The organism is Nocardioides euryhalodurans, from assembly GCF_004564375.1.
Taxonomy (GTDB): domain Bacteria; phylum Actinomycetota; class Actinomycetes; order Propionibacteriales; family Nocardioidaceae; genus Nocardioides; species Nocardioides euryhalodurans.
Genome location: NZ_CP038267.1, coordinates 1682014 through 1695831, shown reverse-complemented (window position 1 = coordinate 1695831; position 13818 = coordinate 1682014). Strand labels below are relative to the sequence as shown.

At 73.2% G+C, this 13818-nt stretch carries 12 protein-coding genes; 6 read left to right on the top strand and 6 right to left on the bottom strand.

What is annotated here, in order from left to right:
* Positions 1-837 carry an SDR family NAD(P)-dependent oxidoreductase gene (locus EXE57_RS07935; RefSeq protein WP_135076072.1) on the bottom strand — a complete coding sequence of 279 codons (837 nt, stop codon included), beginning with the start codon at positions 835-837 and terminating at the stop codon, positions 1-3.
* On the bottom strand, positions 834-2342 hold the full coding sequence (locus EXE57_RS07930) for a flavin-containing monooxygenase (protein ID WP_135076069.1): 1509 nt from the start codon (positions 2340-2342) through the stop codon (positions 834-836). Before EXE57_RS07930 ends, EXE57_RS07935 begins: the two co-directional genes overlap by 4 nt.
* Positions 2343-2390: 48 nt before the next feature.
* On the opposite strand from EXE57_RS07930, the gene EXE57_RS07925 reads away from it, so the two are divergent.
* Positions 2391-2993, top strand: coding sequence for a TetR/AcrR family transcriptional regulator (locus EXE57_RS07925; protein ID WP_135076066.1), 603 nt, complete (start codon positions 2391-2393; stop codon positions 2991-2993).
* A gap of 24 nt (positions 2994-3017) precedes the next feature.
* Here the strand turns inward: EXE57_RS07925 and EXE57_RS07920 are convergent, their stop codons facing one another.
* From EXE57_RS07920 to EXE57_RS07910, 3 genes are read right to left on the bottom strand one after another with little or no spacing between them, the layout of a single operon-like run.
* On the bottom strand, positions 3018-3548 hold the full coding sequence (locus EXE57_RS07920; RefSeq protein ID WP_135076063.1) for a GNAT family N-acetyltransferase: 531 nt from the start codon (positions 3546-3548) through the stop codon (positions 3018-3020).
* An 18-nt stretch (positions 3549-3566) separates the two neighbouring features.
* Positions 3567-4979, bottom strand: coding sequence for a sensor histidine kinase (locus EXE57_RS07915; RefSeq protein ID WP_135076060.1), 1413 nt, complete (start codon positions 4977-4979; stop codon positions 3567-3569).
* Entirely contained in the window at positions 4979-5689 is a 711-nt protein-coding gene (locus EXE57_RS07910; protein ID WP_135076057.1) for a response regulator transcription factor, read from the bottom strand. The genes EXE57_RS07915 and EXE57_RS07910 overlap by 1 nt, the downstream gene beginning before the upstream one ends.
* Positions 5690-5817: 128 nt before the next feature.
* Here EXE57_RS07910 and EXE57_RS07905 point away from each other — a divergent pair, with 128 nt between their 5' ends.
* The 5 genes from EXE57_RS07905 (at position 5818) to EXE57_RS07885 (ending at position 12558) form a co-directional block, all read left to right on the top strand.
* Entirely contained in the window at positions 5818-6198 is a 381-nt protein-coding gene (locus tag EXE57_RS07905) for a hypothetical protein (protein WP_135076054.1), read from the top strand.
* 3 nt (positions 6199-6201) lie between these two features.
* Positions 6202-10017 (top strand): ATP-dependent RNA helicase HrpA, encoded by a 3816-nt coding sequence (hrpA, locus tag EXE57_RS07900; RefSeq protein ID WP_425271712.1) that lies wholly within the window; start codon positions 6202-6204, stop codon positions 10015-10017.
* 9 nt (positions 10018-10026) lie between these two features.
* Positions 10027-10623 (top strand): hypothetical protein, encoded by a 597-nt coding sequence (locus tag EXE57_RS07895; RefSeq protein WP_135076051.1) that lies wholly within the window; start codon positions 10027-10029, stop codon positions 10621-10623.
* A 138-nt stretch (positions 10624-10761) separates the two neighbouring features.
* Positions 10762-11151 carry a type II toxin-antitoxin system PemK/MazF family toxin gene (locus tag EXE57_RS07890; protein WP_135076048.1) on the top strand — a complete coding sequence of 130 codons (390 nt, stop codon included), beginning with the start codon at positions 10762-10764 and terminating at the stop codon, positions 11149-11151.
* Positions 11152-11223: 72 nt separating this feature from the next.
* Positions 11224-12558 carry an extracellular solute-binding protein gene (locus EXE57_RS07885; RefSeq protein ID WP_135076045.1) on the top strand — a complete coding sequence of 445 codons (1335 nt, stop codon included), beginning with the start codon at positions 11224-11226 and terminating at the stop codon, positions 12556-12558.
* On the opposite strand, the gene EXE57_RS07880 is transcribed toward EXE57_RS07885, so the two are convergent.
* Positions 12555-13814, bottom strand: a complete 1260-nt coding sequence (locus tag EXE57_RS07880) for an HRDC domain-containing protein (protein WP_135076042.1) — start codon at positions 13812-13814, stop codon at positions 12555-12557. The genes EXE57_RS07885 and EXE57_RS07880 overlap by 4 nt on opposite strands.
* Between the last annotated feature and the right edge of the window lie 4 nt (positions 13815-13818).

The window sequence follows — 13818 nt, the reverse complement described above, 5'->3', positions numbered from 1 at the left end:
CTACACGATCGTCGGTGGCTTCAGCCTTGCGCTCGCCCGGGCGACGACGTCCTGGTAGCGCGAGCCGGTGAGCCGCGCGAAGTGGTGCATGGCGTGCGCGTCGAGCCCGACCAGGCAGCGGGCGCGTCCCTTGAGAACGGCGCCGAGGATGATCGAGGCCGCCTTCTCCGGGGTCATCCTCGCCAGCTTCTCGTCGAAGAACGCGGCGGAGGCCTCCTTGTCCTCCTCCGGGGCCATCCGGGCGTTGCGGGCGATCGCGGTCTTGATCCCGCCGGGATGGACGACGGTGACGCCGACGGGGTGGCCGGCGACGAGCATCTCCTCGCGCACCGCCTCGGACAGGCCGCGCACGGCGTACTTGGTGGCGTTGTACATCGACTGGCCCGGCATCGAGACCAGCCCGAAGAGGGAGGAGATGTTGACCAGGTGGCCCTCACCCGAGGCGATCAGGTGGGGGAGGAACTCCTTGGTGCCGTGGACGACGCCCCAGAAGTTGATGCCGACGATCCACTCCATGTCGTCGTAGTCGAGGGACCCCAGGTCGCCGGCCAGGGCGACCCCGGCGTTGTTGACCACGACGTTGACCCGACCGAAGTGCGCCGCGACCCCGGCGGCGTACGTCGCGAAGGCGGCCCGGTCGGACACGTCGAGCCGCTCGGAGCGGACCTCTCGCACGCCCGCCTGCTCGACCAGGGTCACGGTCTCGGCGAGGCCGGTCTCGTCGACGTCGGACAGGGCGAGGAGCGATCCGCGCCGCGCGCAGTCGAGGGCGAGGACGCGGCCGATGCCGGACCCCGCCCCGGTGATGACGACGACCTTGTCGGACAGGGACTTCATGCGGTGCTCCCGGTGGTCGAGGGACGGGCGGTGGTCGGACGAGGCGCCCCCAGCTCGTACGCCGTGGCGTCGAACCGGCTGAGCAGGCGGCGGAACGTGAAGGTCGCCCGCGGCCAGAGGGTGGTGTTGCGGCCGTGCTCGTCGAGGTACCAGGACGAGCAGCCGCCGGTGCTCCACACCGTACGGCGCATCCGCCGGTGCAGGTCGTCGTTCCACGCCTGCTGTGCGTCGAGGCGGGGCTCGACGGTGGCGTAGTCGTGGCGGCGCATGGTGCGGACGGCGTCGACCACGTAGGCGACCTGCGACTCGATCACGAACACCATGCTGGAGTGGCCGAGCCCGGTGTTGGGCCCGACGATCGAGAAGTAGTTGGGGAAGCCGTGGACGGTCGTGCCCTTGTAGGCCGCCTGCCCGCCGGCGGCCCAGGTCTCGGCGAGCGTGCGGCCCTCGCGCCCCGTCACGTGGTGGGCGAACGGCTGGTCGGTCGTGTGGAAGCCGGTCGCCACGACCAGCACGTCCACCGGGTGCTCGACGCCGTCGGCGGTGACGACCGCGTCGGCCGTGACCTTGGTGATCGGCTCGGTGACGAGGTCGACGTGGTCGCGGGCCAGGGTGGGGTAGTAGGTGTTGGAGATCAGGATCCGCTTGCAGCCGATCTCGAAGTCGGGGGTGAGGCGCTCGCGCAGCTCCGGGTCGGAGACGCCCCGGCGGAGGTTGGCCTGCGCGAGGAGCCGGGCCGGCCGGGCGAGCCGCGGCTCGACGGTGAAGCCCGGGACGTAGGACTCGCGGCCCCAGTAGATCGCGGTCCGGTAGAGCCGCTGCAGCAGCGGGATCCGCTGGAACAGCCGCTTCTCCAGACCGGTGTAGGGGCGGTCGTTGCGGGGGATCACCCAGGCGGGGGTGCGCTGGAAGACGTCGAGGTGGGAGGCCACCTGGGCCACCTCGGGGACGATCTGGACCGCCGAGGCGCCGGTGCCGACCACGGCCACGCGCTTGCCGGCCAGGTCGACGTCGTGGTCCCAGCGGGCCGAGTGGAAGAGCTCGCCGGCGAAGGAGTCGATGCCGTCGATGTCGGGCAGCCGCGGCTCGGACAGCCCGCCGGAGCCGCTGATCAGCGTGCGCGAGCGGATCGTCCCGGCCGACGTACGGACCACCCAGCGCTGGGTCTCGTCGTCCCACCGTGCGTCCTCGACGGCGGTGTCGAACACGAACCGGTCGAGCACGCCCGACTCGCGGGCGACCCGCTGGAGGTAGGCCTGGATCTCCGGCTGCGGCGAGAACGACATCGACCAGTCGGGGTTGGGGGCGAAGGAGAACGAGTAGAGCTGCGACGGCACGTCGCAGGCGGCGCCGGGGTAGGTGTTGTCACGCCAGGTGCCACCGACGTCGGGACCTCTCTCGACCACGAGGACGTCGTCCTCGCCGGCCTCGGCCAGCTTGATCGCCGCGCACAGTCCCGCGAAGCCGGCGCCGACGACGAGGTGGTCGACCGCTCTCTCAGTCATCCCCCGACCGTATTGGCGCTATTGAACAGACGTCAATAAGATGGCCCCGTGACGACCGGCACAGCGAGCGCGAGGACCAGGCTGGACCCCGCGCGGCGTCGCACCCAGCTGCTCGACCTCGGCGTGGGCCTGCTGGCGACCCGGACCCTCGACGAGCTGACGATCGACCTGCTGGCCGAGCGGGCCGGGATCTCGCGAGGGCTGCTCTACCACTACTTCGGCGGCAAGCACGCCTTCCACGAGGCGGTCGTCCGCCGGGCGGTGGAGGACCTGGTCGCCCAGACCGCGCCGCCGGCCGGCGGCGAGCCGCTCGAGCGGCTGCTGGCGTCGATGACCTCGTACGTCGACTACGTGACGGCCAACTACGAGGGGTACGCCTCGATCGTCCGCGCCGCGCAGGGCGGCCACGAGGCGCTGCGCCGGCTCCACGAGCAGGCACGCAACGTGCTGACCGACCGGATCTTCACCGAGGACGCGCAGGGCGCGGTCATCCCCGACACGCCGGCCACCCGGCTGGCCGTCCGCGGTTGGTCGGCCATGACCGAGGAGCTGGTCCTGACCTGGGCCGCCGACCCCGGCCCGGTCACTCGCGACCAGCTGCTCGCCGCCGTCACCGGCTCCCTCCCGGCCCTGGTCGACCTGCTCCGCTGATCCACCGAGGGATCCCGGGCAGGGTCACAGCTCCCGGACGGTGAGCAGGTTGTCGCCGTGGACGGGGTCGCGCTCCACCTCGCCGGTCTCGCGGAACCCCAGCTTCGCCAGCACCCGTCGCGACGCCTGGTTCCAGTCGCGAACCCCCGCCCACACCCTCGGGTGCCCGGCCTCGCCGGCCCAGGCGACCACGGCTCGCCCCGCTTCGGTCGCGTAGCCGCGACCGTGCGTCGCGCGCAGCAGCTCGAAGGCCAGCTCCGGCTCCCCGGGCGGGCCGTTCCCGTGGTGGACCAGCCCGCAGCAGCCGATGACGTCGCCCGTGCCCTTCCGCTCCACGGCCAGGATCCCCGGCGACGACTCCGTGGCCTCCGCGCGGATCTGCGCGGCGATGTCGGCCACGCTCGGTCGACCCTCGAGGTCGATCCGCCGGTGCGGTGGCACCCGCGGGTCCCGCTCGGTCCACAGCCGCCGGAAGAACCCGGCCTCCTCGACCCTGCGACGCCGCAGGACGAGGCGGTCGGTCTCCAGGGCGTCCGGGACGGGCACTCGCGTCATGCCGGCATTGTGCCGACGTCAGCGCGGCAGCAGCACCCGCAGCGTGGTGTCGCCGGGTCGCGACTCCAGGCTGACCGCGCCGCCGTGGGCCGTGACGATGGCCTGCACCAGCGCCAGCCCCAGGCCGGCGCTGCTGCCCACCTCGCGGGTCCGTGCGGCGTCACCGCGCGTGAAGCGCTCGAAGGCGCGGTCGGCGAGGCCGGGCTCGAACCCGGGACCGTCGTCGTGGACGGTGAAGCCGTCGTCGTCGGCCCTCACGGTCACGGTCGTCCCGGCGGGGGTGTACTTGCGAGCGTTGGTCAGCAGGTTGGTGACGACCTGGTGGAGCCGGTGCTCGTCGCCGATCACCTCGACCGGCTCCTCGGGCACCTCGATGCGCCACACGTGGTCGGGCGCCAGCACCCGGGCGTCGGTGACGGCCTCGAGCAGGACGCGGGTCAGGTCGACCCGGTCCCGGGCGAGCGGGCGACCGGAGTCCAGCCGAGCCAGCAGCAGCAGGTCCTCGACGAGGGCGGTCATCCGCGTCGCCTCGACCGACACCTTCGCCAGCGCCTCCTCGACGACCTCCTCGTCGGGTCGCCGGGCGGCGAGCTCGGCGTACCCCTGGATGGTCGCGAGCGGGGTGCGCAGCTCGTGGGAGGCGTCGGCCACGAACTGCCGCACCTGCTGCTCCGAGCGGTGCCGGGCGGCGAGCGAGGCCTCGACGTGGTTCAGCAGGGTGTTGAGGGCGCTGCCGACCTGGCCGACCTCGGTGCGGTCGTCGGTGAGCTCGTCGGGGACGCGGTCGGTGAAGGCGACCTCGCCGGTCGACAGGGGGAGCGTCGCCACCCTGTGGGCGGTGGCGGCCACCTGGCGCAGCGGTCGCAGCTGACGTCGTACGACGACGAGGCCTGCCAGGGTCGCCACCAGCACTGCGGCGGCGACGAGCGCCGCCTCGGTCAGGACCAGGTCCTCGAGGGCGCGGTCGATGTCGTCGGTGGGCAGCCCGGCGGCGACCGTGCCCGCCTGGTCGAGGGCGACGCGGTAGTGGCCCAGCCCGTCGAGGTCCACCGGATGGGGCTGACCGTCGGCGGGGAGGAGCGCGACGGCCTCGAAGGTCTCGCGGTCGATGGCGACCCGGGTGGCGACCCCGTCGTCCCCGGCCACGATCACGTCGCCGAAGCCCTGGTCGAGGAAGACGGTGAGCGTCCCGACGCCCTGCCCGCGGATCTCCGGGCCCCGGCCGTCGTCCGGGTCGGCCGGCGGGGGCAGGTCGTCCACGGGTGCGCGCTCGGTCCGCCCGAGCGCCTCGAGCACCTGGTCGTCGAGCTGCCCGGTCAGCGAGGCCCGGACGGCGAACCACGTCGCGGTGGCGGCCAGGACGGTGACGACGGCGACCAGGGCCACGCAGGTGACGACGAGCCGCGAGGCGAGGGTGGCGGGCCGGCGCATCAGGACCCCGGCTTCAGGACGTAGCCGGCGCCGCGCATGGTGTGGATCATCGGCTCCCGTCCGACGTCGATCTTCTTGCGGAGGTAGGAGATGTAGAGCTCGACGACGTTGGCCTGGCCACCGAAGTCGTAGTTCCACACGCGGTCGAGGATCTGGGCCTTGCTGAGCACCCGACGAGGATTGCGCATCAGGTAGCGCAACAGCTCGAACTCCGTCGCGGTGAGCGTGATCTCCGTGGCGCCTCGGAAGACCTCGCGGCTGTCCTCGTCCAGCGTGAGGTCGCCGACGCTGAGCACGTGGCGCTCCTCCACCCGGGCCGCCCCGGCCCGCCTCATCAGGGCGCGCAGCCGGGCGACCACCTCCTCGAGGGAGAACGGCTTGGTGACGTAGTCGTCGCCGCCCGCGGTGAGCCCGGCCACCCGGTCCTCGACCGCGTCGCGGGCGGTGAGGAAGAGCACGGGCACCAGCGGGTCGGTCGCGCGCACCCGTCGCAGCACCTCCATGCCGTCGATGTCGGGGAGCATCATGTCGAGCACGATCGCGTCGGGGCGGAAGTCCCGTGCGGCCGCGACGGCCCTCGAGCCCGTGTGGGCCGACCGGGTCTCCCAGCCCTCGTAGCGCACCGCCATCGACACCAGCTCGGCGAGGTTGACCTCGTCGTCGACGACGAGCACGCGCAGCGGTGCGCCGTCGGGGCGGGTGAGCTCCATGCGCACACTCTGCCCTCATCCGCTGTGTGATTGCTGTGAGCGCGCCACGCGCGTCGTGTGCCGGACTTCGCGGCGGGCTCTGGGCCCGCACACAGCCGCAGCACAGGTACGCCGCCGACGCTCCTCCCATGAGCGACCAGCAGACCCCGGACCCGCAGCCCACCACCGACCCCACCCCGGAGGGAGCCGCCGACCCCACGGAGCCGGCCGGGTCCCGCCGCGACCGCTTCCGGGCGCGGTCGGCCCGCTTCCGTGAGGGCCCGCACCGGATCAGCCGGAGCATCGCCGTCGCCCTCGCCTCGGGCCTGATCATCGGCGGTGCCGGCGGCTTCGCGGTCGCCGCGGTGACGACCGACGGCCCCGACCACGGCGGCCCCCACGGCGGCCCCCACGGCCGGCCTTTCGACGCGCCGCACGAGGACGAGCAGCGCCGCGACGTACCGCCGGGGACGCCCGGGGAGCTGCCGCCGTCCACCCCGCCCGAGGACTCCGGCGACCTCGCCGGCTGAGCGCTGCCCGACGCCCGCGTCAAACCCGTTGCGCCGTACGGGAGAATCGACGGCGTTGTGGACATCACCATCAGCTATCCGCCCGAGCTCCCGGTCACGCAGCGGCGCGAGGACATCGCGGCGGCCATCCGGGACCACCAGGTCGTCATCGTCGCGGGCGAGACCGGGTCGGGGAAGACCACCCAGCTTCCGAAGATCTGCCTCGAGCTGGGGCGCGGCGGCGACGGTCGGTTGATCGGTCACACGCAGCCGCGGCGGATCGCGGCGCGCTCGGTGGCCGAACGGATCGCCGAGGAGCTCGGGACCGGGCTGGGGGAGCTGGTCGGCTACCAGGTGCGGTTCACCGACCGGACCTCGAAGGCCGGGCGGGTCAAGGTGATGACCGACGGCATCCTGCTGGCGGAGCTGCAGCGTGACCGCCAGCTCCGGAAGTACGACACGATCATCATCGACGAGGCCCACGAGCGCAGCCTCAACATCGACTTCCTGCTCGGCTACCTCAAGCGGCTGCTCCCGCGGCGGCCCGACCTCAAGCTGGTCATCACCTCGGCGACCATCGACGTCGACCGGTTCGCGCAGCACTTCGACGCGCCCGTCGTCGAGGTCTCGGGCAGGACCTATCCCGTCGAGGTCCGCTACCGGCCGCTCATGGAGCTCCCCGAGGACGACGACGAGGGTGAGGTCGTCCAGCGCGACCAGACCGAGGCGATCCGGGACGCCGTCCGGGAGCTGTCCGGGGAGGGACCGGGCGACATCCTGGTGTTCCTGCCGGGGGAGCGGGAGATCCGCGACACCGCCGACGAGCTCGCCGGTCTCGACCGGACCCACCACCGGGCGACGGCGCTGGAGGTCGTGCCCCTCTACTCCCGGCTCTCGGCCGCCGAGCAGCACCGGGTGTTCTCGTCCCACCCGTCGTCCGTACGCCGGGTCGTGCTCGCCACCAACGTCGCCGAGACCTCCTTGACCGTCCCCGGCATCCGCTACGTCATCGACACCGGTGTCGCGCGGATCAGTCGCTACTCCTCGCGCACCAAGGTGCAGCGGCTCCCGGTCGAACCGATCAGCCAGGCCTCGGCCAACCAGCGCTCCGGCCGCTGCGGCCGCGTGGAGGCCGGCATCGCGATCCGGCTCTACGCCGAGGAGGACTTCGAGGCGCGCCCGGAGTTCACGGACCCCGAGATCCTGCGCACCAACCTCGCCAGCGTCATCCTGCAGATGGCCTCCTTGGGGCTCGGTGACGTCGCGCGGTTCCCCTTCGTGGAGCCGCCGGACAGGCGCAACGTCACCGCGGGCGTCCAGCTGCTCGAGGAGCTGGGGGCCCTGTCGTCGGGTGGGGGCGCGGATCCCCGGCTGACCCGGCTCGGCAAGCGGCTGGCGCGGCTCCCGATCGACCCGCGCCTCGGCCGGATGATCCTCGAGGCCGAACGGCTCGGCTGCCTGCGCGAGGTGATCGTGATCGCTGCGGCCCTCAGCCTGCAGGACCCGCGGGAGCGGCCGGCCGAGCAGCGGCCGCAGGCCGACCAGCAGCACGCGCGCTTCACGGCCGAGGCCAGCGACTTCCTGACCTGGCTCAACCTGTGGCGCTACGTCAAGGAGCAGCAGCGCGAGCTCTCCTCGAGCGCGTTCCGCCGGATGTGCAAGCGGGAGTTCCTCAACTACCTGCGGGTGCGCGAGTGGCAGGACTTCGAGTCGCAGCTGCGTCAGGTCTGCCGTGAGATGCGGCTCGACATCGGGCAGCCGGCCGACGTGCCCGACGCCGACGGCATCCACCAGGCGCTGCTGTCGGGGGTGCTCAGCCACATCGGGGCGCTCGAGGAGCGCGCCCAGGGCCGGCCCGGCGAGCGGCGGCCGATGCGGGAGTACCTCGGCGCGCGCGGCGCGCGTTTCGCAATCTTCCCCGGCTCCGGCCTCAAGGGGAAGAACCCGCAGTTCCTCATGGCCGGCGAGCTCGTCGAGACCGGTCGCCTCTGGGCCCGCCAGAACGCCGCGATCAAGCCGGAGTGGGCCGAACGGCTCGGCGGACACCTCGTCAAGCGGTCCTACTCCGAGCCGCACTGGTCGAAGAAGCGCGGATCGGCGATGGCCCACGAGAAGGTCACGCTGTACGGCGTCCCGCTGGTCGCCGACCGGCTCGTCGCCCTCGGCCGGCTCGATCCCGCGCTCGCCCGCGAGCTCTTCGTCCGGCACGCCCTCGTCTATGCCGAGTGGCCGACCCGGCACCGGTTCCTCGCCGAGAACCGCCGGCTGCTGGAGGAGGCCGAGGAGCTCGAGCACCGTGCGCGTCGGCGCGACCTCGTGGTCGACGAGCACACCCTCTTCGACTTCTACGACGCCCGGATCCCTGCGCACGTCGTGAGCGGTGCCCACTTCGACCAGTGGTGGAAGGGCGAGCGGCGCGAACGCCCCGACCTGCTGACCTTCGACCCGGCGATGCTCACCCACGACACCGCCGAGGAGGTGAGCGAGGCCGACTACCCCGAGCAGTGGGTGAGCGAGGGGCTGACCTTTCCGATCAGCTACCACTTCGAGCCGGGTGCGGCGGAGGACGGCCTCACGATCGACGTCCCCGTCGCCACCCTCAACCGGGTGACCGCCGAGGACTTCTCCTGGAACGTGCCCGGGCTCCGGCACGAGCTGGTCACCAGCCTCCTGCGCAGCCTGCCGAAGCAGCTGCGGGTCAGCTTCGTCCCGGCCCCCAACACCGCGCGAGAGTTCCTCGCCACCGTGCCGCCGGGGGAGGAGCCGCTGCTCGACGCCCTCGAGCGGCACCTGCGCGGGACGACCGGGGTCGCGGTCCCGCGCGAGGCGTGGGACTGGGCCAAGGTGCCCGAGCACCTCCGACCGACGTACCGGGTGCTGGACGAGGGCGGCCGCGAGCAGGCCCGGGGCAAGGACCTCGAGGTGCTCAAGGAGCCGCTGCGGGGGGAGTTCGACACCGCCATGGCCGAGGTCGCCGCCGACACCACGACCACCGGCCAGACCCGCTGGACCTTCAACAGCTTGCCGGCCGAGCAGACCTGGAAGCGCGCCGGCCACGAGGTGCGCGGCTTCCCCGCGCTCGACGACGAGGGCGGCTCGGTCGGCCTCCGCGTCTGCGGTTCGCCGGCCGAGGCGGCCGCGCGGCACCGGCTGGGCGTGGGCCGGCTGCTGCTGCTCGCCCTGCCGCAGCCGGACCTGCTCACGGGGCTGTCCAACGCCGACAAGCTGGGCCTCGCCGGGTCTCCGTACCCCTCGGTCGCCGAGCTCGTCGAGGACTGCCGGCGGGCCGTGGTGCTGGCGTCGGTGGACGCGCAGCCGCCCGCCCGCGACCAGCAGGCCTACGACGCCCTCCTCGCGACCACGCGAGAGGGGCTCGAGCCGCGGATGCGCGAGCTGCTGGCCCTCGTCGTCGGCGTGCTCGGCCGGTGGCGCACGACCGACAAGTCGCTCGCAGGTCGCGCCGACCTCGCCGTCCTGGCCAGCCTCACCGACATGCGCGACCAGCTCGCTCGGCTGGTCCACCGCGGTTTCGTCTCCGAGGCGGGCCCGGAGCGGCTGCGTCGCTACCCGACCTACCTGGCCGCGCTCGACCACCGGCGCGCGCGACTCGACGAGCAGCCGGCGCGCGACCAGCAGCTGCTCGCGCAGGTGGCGGACCTGCAGGCGGCGTACCTCCACCAGGTCGACGCGCTCCCCGAGGGCCGCCCACCGTCGGCGGGGCTGCGCGAGGTCCGGTGGCTGCTCGAGGAGTACCGCGTCTCGCTCTTCGCCCAGCAGCTCGGCACGACGCAGAAGGTCAGTGACCAGCGGATCCGCAAGGCGCTCGCCGCGGCGACGTAGCCTGTGGCGGTGACGGAGCGACCGCACCACCGGCCGACCACCCCCGGGAGCCACTACTTCGAGGCGATCTCGTCGGGAGTCGACCCCGCCGAGCTGCGCGAGGCCGCCGATCGGGCGGCCACGCTGCTGGTCCGCGGCGCCCACGGCCGCGCCGACGGCGAGGTCGCCGACCGGCTGCTGCACCTCGCCGACACCGAGGGCATCGAGACCATCGCCGAGGTCTGGGCAGGCTCCCCGGGTGACTCGCTCGCCGGGTGCCTGTGGCGGCTGTTCCTGCTCCGCTCCTGGGTGTACGCCGACCCCGTCGGCGTCGCCCGGCAGTTCGAGGCGGGCCGGACCTCGGCGCCGGTGGCGCGCGTCGTGGCCGGCGTCGCCGACCCGCCCGGTCCCGACGAGCTCAAGGCGATGGTCGACGAGGTGCTCCGCGGGATCGCCGACGCCGACTTCGCCGACGTCCTCTTCCGCGCCGCCGCCTTCGCCCGGGTCGTCGCGACCGGCCGGGCGGGCCTGGCCAGCGCCTCGGGCGAGGAGGTCGTCCGGATGCTGTCGCTCGCCGAGCAGCTCGAGGCGGCAGGACACGTCGAGCTGACCCACGGACTTGCCTGACGGGATTGGCCCCGGGGCCTAGACTGGCGGTCGTGTGCCGGGCCGCGGCAGCCCCGGGTCCCAACTGAAGCCGCTACGAGCGGCCACGCGCCGTGAGGCGCTCCCGGTCCGGCACACGACACCCCATAGCCTCCCCCCATGAGCGACGACATCAGCTACCGCCCCGAGCTCGACGGTGAGCCCGACCCCGGCGAGGTCGTCTGGGCGTGGGTCCCCTACGAGGACGACCCCACCCAGGGCAAGGACCGTCCGGTGCTCCTGCTCGCCGAGCGGGACGGCCGCTGGGCCGGCCTGATGCTCACCAGCCAGGACCACGACCGCGACGCCGAGGACGAGGCCCGCCACGGCCGACACTGGATGGACGTCGGCAGTGGCGACTGGGACGCCGAGGGCCGCGCGAGCGAGGTCCGGCTGGACCGGCTGCTGATGCTCGAGCGGTCCGCGATCCGTCGCGAGGGAGCAGCACTGGACCGGACCGTCTTCGACGCCGTCGTGGCCGCCGCGCGGGAGCACCACGGCGACGACTGAGCGGGGTTCGTACGCATCGGTAGGCTGGCCCCTCGTTGTCGATCGGGGAGGTCCCACAAGTTGTTCCGGCGCGTGTCCTTGGGACTCCTGCTCGCTGCGCTCGCGCTGTCCGCGTGCGAAGCCGACCCCGGTCCCACGCCGGAGTCCGACGGCGAGACCACGACCGTCCCGACCGGCGACCGCTCCCTGACCTTCGGCGTCTACGGCACCGACGAGGAGCTGGCGGCCTACGAGTCGCTCGTCGACGTCTACAACTCCCTCTACGAGGGGGCCGAGATGACGATGGAGGGCTACGGCAGCCGCGAGGAGCTCATGGGCGAGATGCGCGAGTCCGGGGACGTGCCCGACGTCTTCCTCACCGCGCACCGCGACCTGGCGTGGCTGGAGGAGCAGCAGAAGCTGCAGCCGGTCGACCAGCTCCTCATCGAGCGAGGCCTGGACTTCGGTGACCTCTACTCCCGCGACGCGCTGCTCGCCTTCAGCGCCGAGTCCCGGCTGCAGTGCATGCCCGTCGGCGTCTCGCCGCAGGTGATCCTCTACAACACCGAGCTGCTCGACTTCGAGGCCATGGAGGCCCGCGGCATCTCGGCCCCGGTCGAGGGCCTGGGCTGGAACTTCGAGCAGTTCGTGGCCGCCGCCGAGTTCGCCAGCCGGCCCCGGCGCCACACCCGCGGGATCTACGTCGAGCCGTCCCTGCGTGGTCTCGCTCCGTGGATCTACTCGGCAGGCGGTGAGGTCTTCGACGACGCCGAGGAGCCGACCTCGCTGGCGTTCTCCGACGACGGCACGCAGGCCGCACTCGAGACGGTGCTCGAGGTGCTGCGCGACCCGCGGCTGACGCTGAGCGACCGGCAGCTGCGCAAGCAGTCGGCGCTGGAGTGGTTCAAGCAGGGCAAGCTCGCGATGCTCCCCGGCTACCGCGAGCAGGTGCCACAGCTGCGGCAGGTCGCCGACCTGGACTTCGACGTGATCCCGATCCCCAGCATCGAGCGCAGCGCGACCGTGGCGAACCTGACCGGGATGTGCATGTCCGCCGACGTCCGCAACGTCCCGGCGGCGGCTGACTTCCTGGTCCACATGACCTCGCCGGTGTCCGTGCGCCGGCTGGTCTCGACCGGTCACCTGGTGCCGGCGAACCTCGAGGTGGCGCTGTCCGACGACTTCCTGCAGCCGGGCCGGGAGCCGGTCCACAGCCAGGTGTTCACCAACCAGGTCCGGACCATCGTGCTGCCGCCGCTGATCGACAACTGGTCCTCGCTCGAGGACGCGGTCTCCGGCAGCCTCGAGACGCTGCTCACCGCGCCGCTGCTGGCCGACCTCGAGGCGCTCACGACGCAGATCGACGAGGAGTCGCGGACCGTGCTGGCTCCCGAGGAGGAGCCGAGCGAGGAGACCGAGTCTCCCTAGGGGGTTCCCTCGGGCTCGACGTCCCCGGCGAGGACGGCGTCGACGAGCAGCGGCACCATCAGCTCGCGCTGCCACGGTCGCGCCGCGAAGCCCTGCAGCAGCCCGTCGACGGCCACGGCGAGCTCCTCCGGCACGCGGGTCGCGGGCGGCGCCCACAGCACGCGGCGCAGGTGGTCGGGGGTCAGCAGGTTCTCGGCGGGGATGCCGTGCTCCTCCGAGAGCGCGGCGACGGCCTCCTTGGCGGCGGCGAGCCTGCGGGCGGCGACGGGGTCCTTCTCCGGCCAGGTCCGGGGCAGCGGCGGACCGTCGCCACGGGGCGCGCGGGTCGGCAGCTGCTCCTCGGGGAGCTCGCCCACCGCGAGCAGCGCCTCGACCCACTGGGTCGCGTAGCGGGAGGCGCCCCGGCCGTGGAAGCCCTGGGTGCGCAGCAGGGTGCGGCGGTCGGTGGGCATGGCGGAGGCTGCGGCGACGATGGCGGAGTCGGGGAGGATCCGGCCGGGGGTGACGTCCCGCTCGCGGGCGATCTCGTCACGCAGCTCCCACAGCGCCCTGACCGCCCCGAGGCTGCGTCGGCCGCGGACCCGGTGGACGCCCGACGTACGCCGCCAGGCATCGACGCGCACGGCGGGCCGGAAGCCGCGCAGCGCGTCGAACTCCTGGCGCGCCCACTCGTCCTTGCCGGTCTCGACCAGCTCCTCGGCGAGCACGTCGCGCAGCTCGACCAGCACCTCCACGTCGAGCGCGGCGTACTCGAGCCACGGCTCGGGGAGCGGTCGCGTGGACCAGTCCACGGCCGAGTGCTCCTTGGCGAGCCGTTGGCCCAGCAGCGTCTCGACCAGGGTGGCGAGCCCGACGCGCGGATAGCCGAGCAGCCGCCCGGCGAGCTCGGTGTCGAAGAGGGCGCTGGGGGTCAGCCCGACGTCGGCCAGGCACGGCAGGTCCTGGGTGGCGGCGTGGAGGATCCACTCGGTGCCGTCGAGCACCTCCTGGAGCGGGGCCATCGAGGCGAAGGGGATCGGGTCGACCAGGTGGGTGCCGGAGCCCTCGCGACGCAGCTGGATGAGATAGGCCCGCTGGGAGTAGCGGTAGCCGGAGGCGCGCTCGGCGTCGATGGCCACCGGCCCGGACCCGGCCGCCACCGCCGCGCACGTCGCGGCCAGCGCGGCCTCGGTCTCGACGACCGGGGGGAGGGGGTCACGCAGCCGCAGCAGCGGTCGCTGCGGCGGTGCCTCCTCGGGGGCGTCCGGCTCGCTCATCTCC